Origin of the sequence: Williamsia serinedens (assembly GCF_024171725.1) — a bacterium.
In the GTDB taxonomy this organism is placed as follows: domain Bacteria; phylum Actinomycetota; class Actinomycetes; order Mycobacteriales; family Mycobacteriaceae; genus Williamsia_A; species Williamsia_A serinedens.
Map to the genome: position 1 here is coordinate 1 of NZ_JAMTCG010000005.1, position 15,981 is coordinate 15,981.

Sequence of the window (15,981 nt, forward strand, 5' to 3'; positions counted from 1 at the left end):
GAGCCGATGACGGGAATCGAACCCGCGTATTCAGCTTGGGAAGCTGATGTTCTGCCATTGAACTACATCGGCGTGCGCCCTCGAGCGCGTCGCAAGACTAGCAAACACCCCCGGTCAGGGCGGTGGGGGATCGGCTCTCGGCCACACTGGAGGGATGCGTGCAGCGCCCGCCCCGCAGGCCCCGATGTCCCCGCGCGACGCCCTGCGTCGGATCGCGTTCCTGCTGGAACGCAACCGGGAGAGCAGCTACCGGGTGGAGGCGTTCCGGCGGGCCGCCGGCGCCGTCGAGCAGCTCGGCGACGACGAGGTGGCCGAGCGGGTGCGTCGGCGCACCATCTCGTCGGTGTCGGGGATCGGCAAGACGACGGCCGCGGTGATCGAGCAGGCCGTCGCGGGTGAGGTGCCGTCGTACCTGGCGTCGCTGTCGGAGTCGGCCGGAGCGCTGACCGACGGCGGTGACGAGCTGTACGAGCAGGTCGTCGGGGACCTGCACGCGCACTCGAACTGGAGCGACGGCGGCGCCCCGATCGACGAGATGGCGGCGGCCGCAATCGCGCTGGGTCAGGACTGGCTCGCGATGACCGACCACTCGCCGCGACTGCGCGTCGCGAACGGACTGTCCGTCGAGCGGTTGACGCAGCAGCTCGACGTCATCGATGCGCTCAACAGCGACCTCGACGGGGAGCTGACCGTGCTCACAGGCATTGAGGTCGACATCCTCACCGACGGCGCTCTCGACCAGACCGACGAGATGCTCGACCGCCTGCAGGTCGTCACCGCGTCGGTGCACTCCGAGCTGAAGATGGACGCGGGTCCGATGACCCGACGCATGGTCGCGGCGGTCCGCGATCCCCGCGTCCGGGTGCTCGGACACTGCACCGGCCGCCGGGTGACGGGCGGCCGGGGGCAACGGCCGCAGTCGAGGTTCGACGCCGAGGCCGTGTTCACCGCGTGCGCCGAGTCGAACACCGCGGTCGAGATCAACTCCCGACCCGAACGCGTCGACCCGCCCGACGAGCTCATCGAGCTGGCCCGCGACCTCGGGTGTCTGTTCGCGATCGACTCCGACGCGCACGCACCCGGGCAGCTCGACTTCAAGCACCTCGGGTGCGAGCGCGCCGAACGCCTGGGCATCGACGCCGACCGCATCGTGACGACCTGGCCCCTCGACCGCGTGACGGAGTGGCTCGCCGACCGCTGAGCGCCGAGGCCGCGCACCCCAGCGGGAACCCTGGATGTGGAGCGGGAACCCTGGATGTGGAGCGCTCCGATAGCGTGCAGCCCATGCTTCTCTCCGACCGGGACATCCGCGCCGAGCTGGGCAGCGGTCGCCTGGCCGTCGAGCCGTTCGACGCCGCGCTCGTCCAACCGTCGAGCATCGACGTCCGGCTCGACAGCCTGTTCCGGGTGTTCAACAACACCCGCTACACCCACATCGACCCGGCTCAGCAGCAGGACGAGCTCACGACGCTCGTCGAGCCGCCGGCGGGGGAGCCGTTCGTGCTGCATCCGGGTGAGTTCGTCCTCGGCTCGACCCTGGAGGTGTGCACCCTGCCCGACGACCTCGCCGGTCGACTCGAGGGCAAGTCGTCCCTGGGACGCCTGGGACTGCTCACCCACTCGACGGCGGGCTTCATCGACCCGGGCTTCACCGGCCACATCACGCTCGAGCTGTCGAACGTCGCCAACCTGCCGATCACCCTGTGGCCGGGCATGAAGATCGGCCAGCTGTGCCTCATCCGTCTCTCCAGTCCGGCGGAGAACCCCTACGGCAGCGCGGGTGTCGGATCGAAGTATCAGGGGCAGCGCGGCCCGACCCCGTCCAAGGCATATCTCAACTTCGTGCGCGACTGATCCGCGATCCGCAACCGCGTGTCATGCGCTCGTAACGTGGCGCTCGACGGCCGTTCATCCGAGTGACCGACGGCCGCTTCTCCGGTTGACCCTCAACCGCTTTCATCGCGTACGGTACGGCCCATGAAGGTGACGGTCTTCGGCTGCGGATATCTCGGGGCCACCCACGCCGCCTGCATGGCGGAACTCGGTCACGAGGTGCTCGGCGTCGACGTCGACGCCGACAAGATCGCCATGTTGTCCGACGGTCGCGTCCCGTTCTACGAGCCCGGCCTGCCCGAGGTGCTGCAGCGCAACCTCGAGTCCGGCCGGCTGCACTTCACCTCCGACTACGACGAGGCCGCCGCGTTCGCGTCGGTGCACTTCCTCGGTGTCGGCACACCACAGAAGCGCGGTGAGTACGCGGCCGACCTCCGCTACGTGTTCGCGGTCGTCGACGAGCTCGTGCAGCGACTGGAGGGATCGCACCTCCTCATCGGCAAATCGACTGTGCCGGTGGGCACGTCGGTGGAGATCAAGAAGCGGATCGCGGCCAGTGGGACCGCAGCCGACATCGAGGTCGCGTGGAACCCAGAGTTCCTCCGAGAGGGGTTCGCGGTCAAGGACACGCTCCACCCGGACCGGATCGTCCTCGGCCTCGACCCCGAGGGTGACACCGCGGCGGTCACCGCCCAGGTGGAGGAGATCTACGCGACGATCCTCGCCGAGGAGACGCCGTTCCTCACCACCGACCTCGCGACGGCCGAGATGGTGAAGGCATCGGCCAACGCCTTTCTCGCGACGAAGATCTCGTTCATCAACGCCATCAGCGAGGTGTGTGAGGCGGCCGGCGCCGACGTCTCCGTCCTCGCCGACGCGATCGGGTACGACCAGCGCATCGGACGCAAGTTCCTCAACGCCGGACTGGGTTTCGGCGGCGGCTGCCTCCCGAAGGACATCCGGGCGTTCATGGCCCGCGCCGGCGAGCTGGGTGCCGCGCCGGCGCTGACGTTCCTCCGTGAGGTCGACTCGATCAACATGCGCCGACGTGCCCGCATGGTCGAGCTGGCCACCAAGGCCTGCGGCGGAAGCCTTCTCGGGTCGAACATCGCTGTCCTCGGATGTGCGTTCAAGCCCGAGAGCGACGACGTGCGCGACTCGCCCGCGCTCAACGTCGCCGGTCAGCTGCAGCTGCAGGGCGCCGGGGTCACCGTCTACGATCCGAAGGCGATGGACAACTCGCGCAAGCTCTTCCCGACGTTGGGCTACTCCGACTCGGTGTCGCAGGCCTGCGAGCTGGCCGACGCGGTCCTCGTACTCACCGAGTGGAAGGAGTTCGTGGAGCTCAAGCCCGCGGACCTCGAGCCGGTCGTGCGCAAGAAGGTCATCGTCGACGGTCGGCGCTGCCTCGACCCGGCCGTGTGGATCCACGCCGGCTGGGAGTACCACGGACTCGGCGGCACACCGCGGGTCGTCTGACCGACCCGTGACCGCTCAGCTCGCGGTGATGAACAGCTCGCTCAGCTCGCGGCGTCGTCCGGAGTCTGGGTGAGGTAGTCCTTCAACTCCAACCGCAGCGCACGGTCGAGTGCGCGGTTGAGCGCGTTGTGCGCGGCCTTCGTGGCGGTCTCGCGCATCTCCGACATGAGGACGGCGGCCCACTCGGACTCCTCTTCGCCCTCGGGGACCCAGCCCTCGCCCCGCCGCGAGACGAACTCCTCACGCGCTGCGGAGATCAGGGTGCTCGCGGCCCCGTCGACCTGGTCCTCGAGCTTGCCGAAGACCTGGATGATCGACGGGAGCGACAACCCCAGGTCGACGAGGCGCCCGATGCCGTGAACGGTGTCGCGGTCGAGGATGACGTACGCGGCGCCGTCGTCGACGCGCTTGACCAGGTTGATCCGTTCCAGACCGGCGAGGTCGTCGTCGTCGCTCGACCCGACGATCTGACGGAGCCCGTCGGCGGTGACCCGCTCCGACTTCGCCGTCGACCAGGGCTCGGCGAGGATCTCGTCGACCCCCAGGACCTTCGCGAGATCGTCGCCGCGCTGCATGCCCCGGATGAAGTCCGCGATGTGACGGGCGGTGAACCCCCGCTTCAGCAGATTGTTGATGAGCGTCAACCGGGCGAGGTGCAGGTCGGTGTAGATCGCGATCCGACCACGCTTCAGCGGCCGCGGCAGCAGGCCGCGGTCCTGGTATCCGCGCACGTTGCGGGTGGTGGTCCCGGCCGCGCGGGCGAGGTCGTCGATCCGGTACTCGGTCATGGCAGGGGATGACGATACCGACATCGGGCCGCGCTCCATCCCCAATTGTGCCATTGACAAATGGCACTGTGGGTGATGGTGTGTGGCTCGTGAGTCCCTCTCAGCGGTCGCGGTGGCTCGCCGCGACGACCGCCCTGTGGCTGCGTCCCCTCGCCGAGGTCATCCCGGCCAACCGCGCCGGGGTCCTCCTGGCCCGCGGTGTCGTCGCGACCGCGATGCGCATCGGCGGCGGGGTGCCGGCCGGAACGCATGTCGACCGGGTCGACACGGTCGACCCCGACGGTGTCCCGGTGCGCGGGGAATGGGTGCGCGCGGCCGCCACCACCGACGCGCGACCGGTCATCCTCTACGTCCACGGCAGCGCGTTCTCGATCTGCTCGCCGGCGACCCACCGGTCACTGGTGGCGCGTCTGTCCCGGGACACGGGCCTGCCGGCGTTCACCGTCGACTACCGCCTCGCCCCGGAACACCGTCACCCCGCGGCCACCGAGGACGTCGCGGCCGCGTACCGCTGGCTGCTGTCCCTGGGATACGACGCCGGCGACGTCGTGCTCGCCGGCGACTCGGCAGGCGGCCACCTGATCCTGGAGCTGTTGTCCGACAACGCCGTCGCCGGGCGGCCGCAGCCGCGCGCGGCGGTGCTCATGTCGCCGCTCGTCGATCTGTCGCTCCGGTTGGCCGAACAGCGGGAGAAGCTCCGACGCGACCCGATGATCTCCGCGGCGGCCGCACGCACCCTCGTCGACCACTACATCCGTGACGTCCGCGACGACCCCCGCCTCGTGCTGCGCGTCGACCCGGCCCACCCGCTCCCGCCGACACTGATCCAGGCCGGGGGCGCCGAGATGCTCTGTGCCGACGCCGAACACGCCGCGGAGATGATCCGGTCGGCGGGCAGCACCTGCCGGTTGTCGGTGTGGCCCGGCCAGATGCACGTGTTCCAGGCCTTCCCGCGTCTCGTTCCCGAGGCCGACCGCGCCCTGCGGGAGGCCGCCGAGTTCATCACCCGGGCTCTCACCGAGCCCAGAGAGGAGGTCGCCGATGTTCGGCTCGCGACCTGACAGACGGACCCACGGCGCGCGTGCCGTCGTCACCGGGGCGGGCAGCGGCATCGGCCGCGCGTTCGCCGTCGAGCTCGCCCGCCGCGGTGGTTCGGTGATCTGCGCGGACATCGACGTCGACCGGGCCAAGGAGACCGTCGCGATCGTCGACGAGCTGGGTATGGGCTCCGCGCACGCGGTGTTCTGCGACGTCTCCCGCACCGAGGACATCGACGCCCTCGCCGACCTCGCCGAGGACCACTTCGCCGCACCCACGTCGCTGATGATCAACAACGCCGGCGTCGGGATCGGCGGCCGTCCGGTCGGGGAGATCGGTCTCGCCGACTGGCAGTGGGCCCTCGGGATCAACCTGTGGGGCATGGTCTACGGCTCCGAGCGCTTCGTGCCGCAGCTGCGACGGTCGGGTCGCGCGGGGCTGATCAACGTGGCATCGACGGCGGCGTTCTCCGCCGCGCCCGCCATGGCCGCGTACAACGTCGGCAAGGCCGGCGTGTTGGCGCTGTCGGAGACCATCGCGGCGGAGTCCGGCGGCACCGACCTCGCCGTCACCGTCCTGTGCCCGACGTTCGTCAAGACCAACGTGGCCGTCGACGGCCGGATCGCCGGGGGCGCATCGCAACTCGCCCAGACCGCGATGCGGTGGACCGGGGTCTCGGCCGAGCGGGTCGCCCGCACCACGCTCGACGCCCACGACCACGGACGCCTCTACGTCGTCCCCCAACCCGACGCGCGACTGATCTGGGCGGCCAAGCGCCACCTGCCGCGCACGTACACCGCCGGGCTGGGACTGCTCAACCGCGCCCTACCCGCCCTCGACCGCCTATCCGGCGCCACGCCGGGACCCCAACCGACCCGAACGGGAGTGTGACCATGCCCATCGTCCTCGAGGACATGCTGCAGACCATCAAGGACCGCCAGTGGGCCCTTGCCGACATCGACTGGGACGCACCGGGTGCCGAGCTCATCACCGACGGGATGAAGCCGAAGCTGAAGGCGTTCATGGCCGACCTCGTGTGGATCGAGAACGTCGGTGCCCGCGGGTTCGCCGCGCTCGCGAAGAAGGCGCCGGACCCGACGCTCGCCGAGATCTACCGGTACTTCCACGCCGAGGAGCAGAAGCACGCCAACGCCGAGCTCGCGCTGATGCGGCGCTGGGGGATGCTCGAGGACGACGAGGTCCCCGAGCCCAACATCAACATCCGCCTCGCGATCGAGTGGCTCGACCGCTACTCCGACTCGATGTCGCTCTCGGTGCTCGGCACGGTCATCCCGATGCTCGAGGTCGCACTCGACGGTGCGCTGCTGAAGTTCCTCCTCGAGGAGGTCGAGGACCCGATCTGTCACGCGGCGTTCAAGAAGATCAACAACGACGAGTCGCGGCACCTCGCCGTCGACTTCTTCGCCCTCGACATGTTGGGACAGGCGCGGTTGCGCAAGCTGATCATCGAGTCGGTGGGCGCCGTGGCCAGCCCGGCCGTGCTCATCGGCATCCTCATGTACATCCCGCTGCTGAACAAGATGCGCGACAACATCGTCGACATGGGTCTCAAGGAGGAGCGCCTCTACGAGGCGATGCGGCGGTTCAAGAAGAACGGCGAGCGCGGTGCCGGTACCCGCTTGCTCACCTATCAGGTGGTGAAGACCCACGCGGGCTGGGTGATCGACCGCGGCCATCCGTATCACCTGTTCGCCGACGCGATGGTCACGGTGACCGACAAGTTCCCGCGGCGCCTGCTGAAGCCGCAGCCGTCGTGGTCCAAGGAACTCACCTACGAGCCCGTCGCATGAGCGGCCATCTCGACAGCACGAGCGATCACATCCATCAGGTCGCCATCGTCGGCGCCGGCTTCGCCGGCATCGGCACCGCCATCCGCCTCCAGCAGGCCCGCGTCGACGACATCGTCGTCCTCGAACGCTCCGACCGGCCGGGTGGGACCTGGCGCGACAACACCTATCCCGGTGCGGCGTGCGACATCCCGTCGCGCCTGTACTCCTACTCGTTCGCGCCGAACCCGTCGTGGAGCCGGACGTACTCCGGCAGCGCCGAGATCCTCGCCTACATCGAGTCGATGGTGGACCAGCACGATCTCGACCGGGTGATCCGGTACGGCACCACCGTCACTGACCTCACTTTCGACGAGCCCGCCGGCCTGTGGCGGGTCTCGGTCGACGGTGGTGAGACCGTGCTGGCCCGCACCGCGGTCATCGCGTCGGGGCCGCTCTCGACACCCGGCTTCCCCGACATCCCCGGGATCGAGGAGTTCGCCGGGAAGCGGATGCACAGCGCGGCATGGGATCACGACTACGACTTCGCGGGCAAGAAGGTCGGGGTCATCGGCACCGGCGCGAGCGCCGTGCAGATCATCCCGGAGCTCGTGGAGCAGGCGGCCGCCGTCACCGTCTTCCAGCGCACGCCGGGCTGGGTGCTCCCGCGCTTCAACCCCGAGGTCGGGGAGACGACGAAGGCGCTGTACCGCACGATCCCGGGACTGCAGTCCCTCGCCCGCGCGGCGTGGTTCGCCGGTCACGAGTCGGTGGCCGTCGGGGTGGTGTGGAAGTCGCCCGCCACCCGCGTGGTGGAGGCGGTGTCGAAGCTGAACATGCGCCTGCAGGTCCGTGATCCGTGGATGCGGCGCCAATTGACGCCCGACTTCCGTGCCGGCTGCAAACGGCTGCTGATGACGAGCAGGTACTACCCGGCACTGCAGGCCGACAACTGCCGGTTGATCACGTGGCCCATCGCACGGATCTGCGAGGAGGGGGTGCGCACCGCCGAGGGGATCGAGCACCGCTTCGATTGTCTCGTCTTCGCGACGGGTTTCGAGGTCTCCAAGCAGGGTGCCCCGATCCCCATCACCGGCCGGGACGGGCGGGTGCTCGGTGACGAGTGGAGCCGGGGCGCGTACGCCTACAAGAGCTTCGCCGTGTCCGGGTACCCCAACCTGTACATCACGTTCGGACCCAACTCGGGGCCGGGACACAGCTCGGCGCTGGTGTACATGGAGGCGCAGATCGACGCGATCGTGACGGCCGTCCGCACGATCATCGATCGCGACCTCGCGGTGCTCGACGTCGAACCGGGCGCACAGCACCGATACAACGAGACGATCCAGCGTCGACTGCAGCGCACGACGTGGAACTCGGGGTGCAGCAGCTGGTACCTCACCGAGGACGGCTTCAACGCCACCATGTATCCCGGATTCGCCAGTCAGTATGTGGCACAGATGCGGACGGTCGATCTGACCCGCGACTTCACCGCCGTCGCGCGGCGGGAGGTGCCGGTCGCCGCGACCGGGTGAGCACCCGTGACCGTCGTGTTACCTTGACGTCGGCTGCTCGCCGGGGGGATGGCGAGCACCGCTGCCAGGGGGGACATGTCCAGCGCGTTGAGGCAGCCGCGATCCGGCGCGGTCATGCTCGAGAGTTCGTTGCAACGAGAGATCCGGCGGGCGTTGACTGCCGCCGGTGTGGAGTCGTGCGCGGCGTTCGTCCTCGTCGAACTCGGTGACACGGGGCTGCGCGCGTCCGTCGTCGACGCGGCCACGGGTGGCAGCATCGTCGAGCACGGCAACGGACGTCTGTGTCCGCACATGCTCGACCTCACCCTCGCCGACCACCTCGTGCGGATCGGCCGCGTCACGCGGCCGGAGTCGACCGAGTGGGCGGCCGAACTGATCGGACTGATGCCGCAGGTCCGTGAGCGCCTCGCCGCGGTGGACGGTGCGTTCGCGATGGGCACCGAACACGTCGCGATGTTCCGGATGTCCCGCACCGACTGCGTCACGGCACTCTCGCGGGAGCTGACCGACGCGGCGAGCATCATCACCCGCACCGTCGACGAGGCACCGGTCGACGTCGACGCGGTCGTCGTCATGCCCGACCACGAGTCGTGGCCGGGCCTCGTCGGCGAGCTGGCCGAGCGGCTGGAGCTGCCGGTCGTCGCGCTCGACGGAGAGGGTGACGATCCCGACGGCGGCCGCCACACGGTCGGTGCTGCCGAGATCGAGTCCGCACCCGTACCCGACCCCGAGCCGGAGCCGGCGGAGGACGAGCAGTCCGAGCCGGAGGAGATCGCGGCCGAACCGGTCGTGGTCGAGCAGTCGGATCCCGAGCCGACCACCCGACCGATCCCGGTCACACGAACGGCAGAGCCGCTCGCGTATGCGGTAGAACAGGGCGGTGCAGGCATCCCCACCGCGACACCAGAGGTGTCGCCGGGTCCTGCCGTGGCACAGCCCGACGCCCCGGGCGTCTCGGACCACCGTGTCCGCGACATCACCACCACCGGCGATCACGACGTCCTGCGCGACCACGGCGACGAGGTGTCGGTGACCGGCGCAGGGCCCCGCGCCTACGCCCCGCCCGGGGGTGCGTCAGGGCGCGCAGAGGGGCCCGGCGGTCGACGACGCCTGGCTGTCGGCGCCGTGGCGGTCGGCGGCGCGGTCGCGCTCGGCGGCGTGATCCTCGCGGTGCCGTGGCTGCACGGCTCCGACGGCACCCGCTCGGCCCCGTCCGCGGTCGGCTTCACCTCCCCGACGACGGCACCGACGGCGTCGGCGGCCGTCCCGACGACCGGCGCTCCCACGACCCCGGCACCCACGACGACACCGGGTGCCCAGGCCCCGATCGACACGCGGCCCGCGCAGGGACCCGCGGTGCAGTACACGGCGCCGCCTCCGCCACAACAGCCGTCGTACGTGTCCCCGGGTCGGCCCCGCGGTGGTGGTCTGCCGCTGCCGGTGATCCCGCGGCGTCGCACGATCCCGAACCCGATCCCCGGTCTGCCGCCGATCGTCCTGCCCTGACGGTCGTCGGTCAGACGGGCGCGCAGCCGCGTTCGATCATGTCGAGCACCGCCTCGAAGACCCGCTCCCCGTCCACGGTGACGGTGTCGGGAGCCGACGCGTCGAGCTCGAGGCTCACCGCACCGTGCACCGACGACCAGACCACCATCGTGAGTTCGACGGGGTCGTCGTCGCGGACGATCCCGGCCGCCTGACCGAACCGGATCAGCTCCGTGAGCGCGCCGAGCGCGGCGACACCCGCCTCGTCGACCGGGCACGTGCCCGAGAACATCAGCCGGTAGAGGGTCGGGTTCTCCAGGGCGAAGGTGCGGTAGTTGCGGCCCGCGGTCCGCAGGCGGACGACGGGATCGGACGAGGTGGAGGCGACCGTCGCCGCACGCAGGCGGTCGAAGCCGTCGGCGACCAACGCCGTCAGCAGACCGTCCTTCCCGTCGAGGTGGTTGTAGACCCCCATCGGGGCCACGCCCGCCTCGGTCGCGACCGCCCGGACGGTCAGGGCCTTCACACCCTGCTCCGCCAGTACCCGGTGCCCGGCCGCGATGAGCGCGTCCCGGACCTCCGCCGCGGGAGTTCTCCTCGTCACCACGGTTGACACCGTACTGGAACGATGTTCTTCTAGAAAAGAACAACGTTCTACAACAATGGCACGTCGTCCCTCAGCCCAGGAGACCCCATGAGCACCACCCGCCGCTGGACCGCCCTCGCCGGTCTGTGCCTCGCCACCCTGCTGGTGATGATCGACAACACGATCGTCAACGTCGCCCTGCCGAGCATCAGCCGGGACCTGTCGGCGTCGATGTCGGACCTGCAGTGGGTCGTCGACGCCTACACGCTGGCGTTCGCCGGCCTGCTGATCACCGGAGGCCACCTCGGCGACCGCTTCGGTCGTCGGCGGGTGCTGCTGGTGGGCGTCGCCGGGTTCGCCGTGATGTCGGTGCCCGCCGCCCTGGCGACGTCCACCACGACCCTCATCGCCGCTCGCGTCGGGCTCGGTGTGTTCGCGGCGCTGGTGTTCCCCGCGACGCTGGCGCTGCTGTCGTCGGTCTTCACGATCGCCCGCGAGCGCGCGGCGGCGTTCGGGATCTGGGCCGCGACCGCCGGCGTCGCCGTCGCGATCGGCCCGGTGCTCGGCGGCTGGCTCATCGAGCACAGTTCGTGGGCGTCGGTGTTCTGGGTGAACCTCCCGTTCGCGGCGGTGGTGACGGTCGTGATCCTCGCGGTCGTCCCCGCTCCCCGTCCGGCCCCGGCCGGCCGGGTCGACGTGCTCGGACTCGTCCTGAGCGTCGCCGCGATGGGGCTGCTGATCTACTCGGTCATCGAGGGACCGCGCCACGGGTGGACCGACATCCGCACCATCGGCGGGTTCGTCGTCGCCGCAGCCCTTCTCGCCGTGTTCGTCCGGGGGCAGATGCGCTCGGCACACCCGGTGCTCGACGTGCGGGTGTTCGCCGACCGTCGGTTCGCGGCGGCATCCGGGCTCATCGCGCTGGCGTTCTTCGGGCTGTTCGGTTTCATCTTCCTCATCACCCAGTACTTCCAGGCGGTGAAGGGATACGGCACGTTCTCGGCCGGACTGCACACGCTGCCGTTCGCGGTGGTGATGGCGGTGTTCTCGCCGCTCGCGATGCAGGCCGTGCGGCTGGTGGGTGTCGCGACCGTCGCCGCGACCGGATCACTGTTGATGGCAGGCGGATTTGCGCTCGTGGAGATCGCGGGCGTCGACGCGTCCTACTGGGGGCTCATCGTGTGGTCGATGTCGGCCATGGCCGCGGGCCTCGCCCTGATCTCCGGTCCCTGCACGCACGTCGTGATGAACTGCCTGCCCGCGGACAAGGCGGGTGCCGGCGCAGCGGTCAACGACACCACCCGCGAGTTCGGCGGCGCGCTGGGTGTCGCGGTGCTCGGGTCCGTGCTGAGCTCGGTCTACGCCTCGGGTGTCGCCGATTCCGCGGTGCTGCAACGACTCCCGGACGGTGTCCGCGACATCGCCGGCACGTCGGTGATGGCCGGTGTGGAGGTCGCCCAGCGCGTGCCCGCGCAGTTCACCGGGCCCGTCCTCGACGCGGTCCGTGACACCTTCGTCAACGGTCTGCACCAGTCGGTGTGGGTGGCGGTGGTGGTCGCCGCCGTCGCCGCGCCCGCAGCGTGGATCGGCCTGCGCGGTGCGTCGGCCGACGGTCAGATGTCGACGGTGAGCGAGTCCCCGGCCGCCCTCGAGACGCAGGACAGCATCCAGCCGGCGTCTCGTTCGGCGGTCGTGAGCAACGTGTCCCGGTGATCGACGGCGCCGTCGAGGACACGGGTCCGGCAGGTCCCGCAGAACCCCTGGCGGCAGGAGTACGGCACCGACGGCCGTTCCCGACGGAGCGCGGCGAGAGTGGTCTCGTCGGCACCGACGGGGACGGCCGCCCCCGTCGAGGCGAGGGTGACGGTGAACGGGTGGCCGTCGACGACCGGTGGCGGCGCGAACCGCTCGTGGTGCAGCTCGACGTCGCGGACGTCGCGCAGGCGCGCCACCAGCGCGTCCAGCATCGGGATGGGCCCGCAGCTGTACACCGCTGTGCGCGGGGAGATGTCGGGACCGATGAGCTCGTCGGCCGTCGGGATGCCACCGTCGTCGTCGGTGCGGACCGTCACCCGGTCACCGTGGGAGCGGACCTCGTCGACGAACGGCAGCGAATCGCGGCTGCGGCCCGTGTAGACCATCGACCAGTCGAGGTCCAGGCGGTCGGCGAGCTGGATCATCGGCAGGATCGGGGTGATCCCGATGCCCCCGGCGACGAACCGCAGGTGCTCGGCGCGCGAGCCGAGACCCGGCACGGCGAGCGGGAAGGCGTTGCGCGGGCCCTTGATCGAGAGGACGTCACCGACGCGCAGGTCGTCGTGGACCTCGACCGAGCCGCCGCCGCCGTCGGGGATCCGACGCACCGCGATGCGGTAGTAGGTGCGGTCGGTCGGGTCCCCGCACAGCGAGTACTCACGCATCCGGCCCGACGGCAGGAGCAGGTCGAGGTGTGCGCCCGCGTACCAGGGCGGCAACTGCCCGCCGTCGGGGGCCTCGAAGCGCAGCGCCACGACGTTCTCGTCCTCGGCGACGACCGTGCGGTCGACCAGACGGACCTGTGTCACACCGGTGTTGACGGCGTGGTCGTCGGCGACGTGGAGTCGGCGCACCACCCGCGGGTACAGGTGCGAGAACGCCGCGCCCACCACCCGCATCACGGGGTCGCGGCGGAACCGCCCGTAGAGGTGTGGAGGTGCCGTCTCGAGGTCGAGGGTCTCCAGGTCGGCGCGACCCTGTTCCGAACGCGACGGGTTCGTCGTGGTCATCGCGCGGCCGCGCGGGTGGCCGGAGAGGACGCGAGGTAGGCGACGGCCTGTGCGGTGGAGCCGATCTCCTCCGGCCGGAACGACGGCCGGAAGTAGGAGAACGTCGCGAGGACGATGGAGCGCAGCGTCGGCAGCACGCCGGCCTTGGCGCCGCGGCGGTACTCGGTCCACATGGAGAAGTACGAGTACTTGCGGTACGGGTCGCTCTTGGCGATGAACCGGCTGCCGCGGTGCAGCAGCATGAGCAGCCCGAACAGGGCGACCCCCATCGCGCGGGCGCGGCGGATGTACCCGTCACCGAAGTAGGTCGCGACGTCGTGGGCGACGCTGCGGTGCTCGACCTCCTCGGCGCCGTGCCACGTGAAGAGGTCGGTCATCGCCGGGTCGGCGCCGTGCTCCCGCCAGGTGTTGTTCAACGCGAAGTCGCCGAGGATGGCGGTGTAGTGCTCGATCGCCGCGATGAGCCACAGGCGCTCGACGAGGTCCTTCCGGCGGGCCTCGGGCTCCCAGTTCTCCTTCGGGGCCAGCGCCTTGCGGAAGAGCCACCGCATCTGACGCTCGAAGGGCCGGGGATCGACGCCCTCGCGGTCGAGGAACTCCCACAGCGCCTTGTCGTGCGCCTCGGCGTGCATCGCCTCCTGGCCGACGAACCCGCGCATGGTCGCGGCGAGTTCCTCGTCGGCGACGAGGGGGAGCGCCTCGTTGTAGGTGGTGACGAACCATCGCTCGCCCTCGGGCAGGAGCAGGTTCAGCACGCTGATCACGTTCGACGCGATCGGGTGGCCGGGGATCCAGTGCAGCGGTGTGTGTTCGAGGTCGAACGCGACGTTGCGGGGCTGCAGGTGGACGGGCCCCGGATCGGCGATCTCGGGGGTGGCGATGGTCGGCTGCGGTCGGGACATGTGTGTGCTCCTCACACCAGGGACGTACGGGCCATGCGGCGCGAGAGCGCCGGGACGAAGCGGTAGACGCGGTAGCCGACCGCGGCCTCGGGGGTCACGGGGACCACGGCGCGGTTCTCGAGGACCGCGGCCAGGATCCGTCGGGCGACCTTGTCGGGGGTGTAGCCGCGACGGCGGTAGGCGGCGTCCATGCGGTCCTGTCGCCGCTTCTGCTCCGCGCCCGTCGATCCCGCGAACTCGGTCGTCGAGACGATCTTGGTGTCGACGATGCCGGGGCAGATCGCCGAGACCCCGATGCGGGCGCCGGCCAGTTCGGCGCGCAACGACTCGCTGAGCAGCAGCACGCCGGCCTTGGTGGCGGCGTAGGCGCCGAGCCCGCGCTGCGGTGTGAACGCAGCGGCTGAGGCGAGGTTGACGATGTGTCCGCCCTCGCCGCGCTCGACCATCTGTCGGCCGAAATACCGACTGCCCGTGGCGACCCCGATGAGGTTGATGTCGACCAGGCGTCGTATCTGGGCGTCGGTCGCGTCGAGGAGGGATCCCGCCAGTCCGATGCCGGCGTTGTTCACGACGATGTCGGGGACACCGTGCGCCTTCGCGACCTCCTCGGTGAACGCCGCGAACGCCGCGTCGTCGGAGACGTCGAGGGGGTAGGCGTGTGCGGTCCCGCCGAGGGTGGCGATCGCCTCGACGGTGGTGCGTGCCCCGTCGAGGTCGATGTCGCTGCAGACCACCTCGGCGCCGTTGCGGGCGAACAGGATCGCGGTCTCGCGTCCGATGCCGCTCCCCGCGCCGGTGATGACGGCGAGACGACCGGCGAGGGGACCGCGGGGACCGGTCACCGCGAGCCGGTCGAGTGACGGTGAGCCCGAGCCGGACTCGACCGCCTCGATGAACTCGGTCGCGCGGTCGGCGATGAGCTGTGGCCGGGAGTACGGCAGCCAGTGTCCCGCGGGAAGGTCACGGCGCCACAGGCGCGACGCGTAGCGGGGTGTGTTGTCGAAGATGGCCGCGCGCAGGGCGATGTCGCGGGTGTTGACCAGTTCGAGGACCGGCACGTCCGTGGACCCGGGGGACGGGTGGAACAGTCGCGGCCGGATGTTGGCGCGGTAGTACCGCAGGCCGGAGATCATGTCGCGGTGCAGGCTGGGCGCCACCGTGATGGCCGATGGCGACGTCCCCTCGACGGCCTGCAGGAACCGGCGCCACACCGGTGCCCATCCCAGGGCGCCGAAGAACACCTTCGGCACGACCGGCAGCTGGAACATCACCGTGTACGCCGACGAGGCGACCTGCGACAGCGCCTGCGCCACGTTCGACGGGGTGGGCCGCGACAGCTTCTCGCGAGCCCAGGTGCCGAGGTGGTCGAGGTTCGGGCCGGATATCGAGACGAACGACGCGATCCGGTCGGCGGCACCCGGGGTGCACACCGCCTCCCATGTCTGCACCGACCCCCAGTCGTGTGCGACGACGTGCGCGGGGCCGTCGGTCACCGCGTCGATCACCGCGAACAGGTCTCGGGCCAACTCGGGCAGCGCATACGGCGCGTCACCGGCGGGCGCATCGCTCTCGCCGTATCCGCGGGTGTCGTAGGCGACGACGTGGAACCGGCGTGCGAGCACCGGGGCGACCTGATCCCACAGGTGGTGGGTGTCCGGCCACCCGTGGACCAGCACGACTGTCGGGGCGTCCGGGACGCCGGCCTCGACGACGGCGAGACGGACGCCGCCGTTCTGCACGGTGCGCGGACGCCAGTCCATGGGTGTTCGGTCGGTCACAGAAG

14 protein-coding genes and 1 tRNA gene are annotated in these 15,981 nt (G+C 70.4%); 9 read left to right on the forward strand and 6 right to left on the reverse strand.

Features of this window, described 5'->3' with window-relative positions:
• Window position 1 precedes the first annotated feature (1 nt).
• A tRNA-Gly gene (locus LX12_RS13605) sits at window positions 2-72 on the reverse strand.
• Between the two features lie 82 nt (window positions 73-154).
• On the opposite strand from LX12_RS13605, the gene LX12_RS13610 reads away from it, so the two are divergent.
• From LX12_RS13610 to LX12_RS13620, 3 genes are all read left to right on the forward strand, one after another.
• The gene (locus LX12_RS13610) at window positions 155-1,201 is read left to right on the forward strand and encodes a PHP domain-containing protein (protein ID WP_253655122.1); all 1,047 of its coding nucleotides are present in this window, start codon (window positions 155-157) and stop codon (window positions 1,199-1,201) included.
• A gap of 83 nt (window positions 1,202-1,284) precedes the next feature.
• The gene (dcd, locus tag LX12_RS13615) at window positions 1,285-1,854 is read left to right on the forward strand and encodes a dCTP deaminase (protein WP_253655123.1); all 570 of its coding nucleotides are present in this window, start codon (window positions 1,285-1,287) and stop codon (window positions 1,852-1,854) included.
• Between the two features lie 123 nt (window positions 1,855-1,977).
• On the forward strand, window positions 1,978-3,312 hold the full coding sequence (locus LX12_RS13620) for a UDP-glucose dehydrogenase family protein (protein ID WP_253655124.1): 1,335 nt from the start codon (window positions 1,978-1,980) through the stop codon (window positions 3,310-3,312).
• A 41-nt stretch (window positions 3,313-3,353) separates the two neighbouring features.
• On the opposite strand, the gene LX12_RS13625 is transcribed toward LX12_RS13620, so the two are convergent.
• The gene (locus LX12_RS13625; RefSeq protein WP_253655125.1) at window positions 3,354-4,100 is read right to left on the reverse strand and encodes a MerR family transcriptional regulator; all 747 of its coding nucleotides are present in this window, start codon (window positions 4,098-4,100) and stop codon (window positions 3,354-3,356) included.
• A gap of 89 nt (window positions 4,101-4,189) precedes the next feature.
• On the opposite strand from LX12_RS13625, the gene LX12_RS13630 reads away from it, so the two are divergent.
• The 5 genes from LX12_RS13630 (at window position 4,190) to LX12_RS13650 (ending at window position 9,966) form a co-directional block, all read left to right on the forward strand.
• Window positions 4,190-5,161, forward strand: coding sequence for an alpha/beta hydrolase (locus tag LX12_RS13630; RefSeq protein WP_253655126.1), 972 nt, complete (start codon window positions 4,190-4,192; stop codon window positions 5,159-5,161).
• Window positions 5,142-6,029: an SDR family NAD(P)-dependent oxidoreductase gene (locus LX12_RS13635; protein WP_253655127.1), complete on the forward strand. Its 888-nt coding sequence runs from the start codon at window positions 5,142-5,144 to the stop codon at window positions 6,027-6,029. Before LX12_RS13630 ends, LX12_RS13635 begins: the two co-directional genes overlap by 20 nt.
• Before the next feature lie 2 nt (window positions 6,030-6,031).
• Window positions 6,032-6,949, forward strand: a complete 918-nt coding sequence (locus tag LX12_RS13640) for a ferritin family protein (protein WP_253655128.1) — start codon at window positions 6,032-6,034, stop codon at window positions 6,947-6,949.
• Window positions 6,946-8,460: a flavin-containing monooxygenase gene (locus LX12_RS13645; protein WP_253655129.1), complete on the forward strand. Its 1,515-nt coding sequence runs from the start codon at window positions 6,946-6,948 to the stop codon at window positions 8,458-8,460. Before LX12_RS13640 ends, LX12_RS13645 begins: the two co-directional genes overlap by 4 nt.
• A gap of 75 nt (window positions 8,461-8,535) precedes the next feature.
• Window positions 8,536-9,966, forward strand: coding sequence for a hypothetical protein (locus LX12_RS13650; protein WP_253655130.1), 1,431 nt, complete (start codon window positions 8,536-8,538; stop codon window positions 9,964-9,966).
• A gap of 10 nt (window positions 9,967-9,976) precedes the next feature.
• Here LX12_RS13650 and LX12_RS13655 read toward each other — a convergent pair whose 3' ends face one another.
• Window positions 9,977-10,552: a TetR/AcrR family transcriptional regulator gene (locus LX12_RS13655; protein WP_372505014.1), complete on the reverse strand. Its 576-nt coding sequence runs from the start codon at window positions 10,550-10,552 to the stop codon at window positions 9,977-9,979.
• Between the two features lie 87 nt (window positions 10,553-10,639).
• Here LX12_RS13655 and LX12_RS13660 point away from each other — a divergent pair, with 87 nt between their 5' ends.
• Window positions 10,640-12,244 carry an MFS transporter gene (locus LX12_RS13660; RefSeq protein ID WP_253655132.1) on the forward strand — a complete coding sequence of 535 codons (1,605 nt, stop codon included), beginning with the start codon at window positions 10,640-10,642 and terminating at the stop codon, window positions 12,242-12,244.
• Here LX12_RS13660 and LX12_RS13665 read toward each other — a convergent pair.
• The 3 genes from LX12_RS13665 to LX12_RS13675 are packed head-to-tail and all read right to left on the reverse strand — an operon-like array spanning window position 12,145 to window position 15,958.
• Window positions 12,145-13,296 carry a PDR/VanB family oxidoreductase gene (locus LX12_RS13665; protein ID WP_253655133.1) on the reverse strand — a complete coding sequence of 384 codons (1,152 nt, stop codon included), beginning with the start codon at window positions 13,294-13,296 and terminating at the stop codon, window positions 12,145-12,147. The genes LX12_RS13660 and LX12_RS13665 overlap by 100 nt on opposite strands.
• Window positions 13,293-14,198, reverse strand: a complete 906-nt coding sequence (locus LX12_RS13670) for a metal-dependent hydrolase (RefSeq protein WP_253655134.1) — start codon at window positions 14,196-14,198, stop codon at window positions 13,293-13,295. The genes LX12_RS13665 and LX12_RS13670 overlap by 4 nt, the downstream gene beginning before the upstream one ends.
• 11 nt (window positions 14,199-14,209) lie before the next feature.
• Window positions 14,210-15,958, reverse strand: coding sequence for an SDR family oxidoreductase (locus LX12_RS13675; protein WP_253655530.1), 1,749 nt, complete (start codon window positions 15,956-15,958; stop codon window positions 14,210-14,212).
• Window positions 15,959-15,981 lie beyond the last annotated feature (23 nt).

Excerpts from the sequence above, each read along its gene's own strand:
- LX12_RS13610 (WP_253655122.1), top strand. The coding sequence starts at position 155 with ATGCGTGCAGCGCCCGCCCCGCAGGCCCCGATGTCCCCGCGCGACGCC.
- dcd (WP_253655123.1), top strand. The coding sequence starts at position 1,285 with ATGCTTCTCTCCGACCGGGACATCCGCGCCGAGCTGGGCAGCGGTCGC.
- LX12_RS13620 (WP_253655124.1), top strand. The coding sequence starts at position 1,978 with ATGAAGGTGACGGTCTTCGGCTGCGGATATCTCGGGGCCACCCACGCC.
- LX12_RS13625 (WP_253655125.1), bottom strand. The coding sequence starts at position 4,100 with ATGACCGAGTACCGGATCGACGACCTCGCCCGCGCGGCCGGGACCACC.
- LX12_RS13635 (WP_253655127.1), top strand. The coding sequence starts at position 5,142 with ATGTTCGGCTCGCGACCTGACAGACGGACCCACGGCGCGCGTGCCGTC.
- LX12_RS13640 (WP_253655128.1), top strand. The coding sequence starts at position 6,032 with ATGCCCATCGTCCTCGAGGACATGCTGCAGACCATCAAGGACCGCCAG.
- LX12_RS13645 (WP_253655129.1), top strand. The coding sequence starts at position 6,946 with ATGAGCGGCCATCTCGACAGCACGAGCGATCACATCCATCAGGTCGCC.
- LX12_RS13650 (WP_253655130.1), top strand. The coding sequence starts at position 8,536 with ATGTCCAGCGCGTTGAGGCAGCCGCGATCCGGCGCGGTCATGCTCGAG.
- LX12_RS13660 (WP_253655132.1), top strand. The coding sequence starts at position 10,640 with ATGAGCACCACCCGCCGCTGGACCGCCCTCGCCGGTCTGTGCCTCGCC.
- LX12_RS13665 (WP_253655133.1), bottom strand. The coding sequence starts at position 13,296 with ATGACCACGACGAACCCGTCGCGTTCGGAACAGGGTCGCGCCGACCTG.
- LX12_RS13670 (WP_253655134.1), bottom strand. The coding sequence starts at position 14,198 with ATGTCCCGACCGCAGCCGACCATCGCCACCCCCGAGATCGCCGATCCG.
- LX12_RS13675 (WP_253655530.1), bottom strand. The coding sequence starts at position 15,958 with ATGGACTGGCGTCCGCGCACCGTGCAGAACGGCGGCGTCCGTCTCGCC.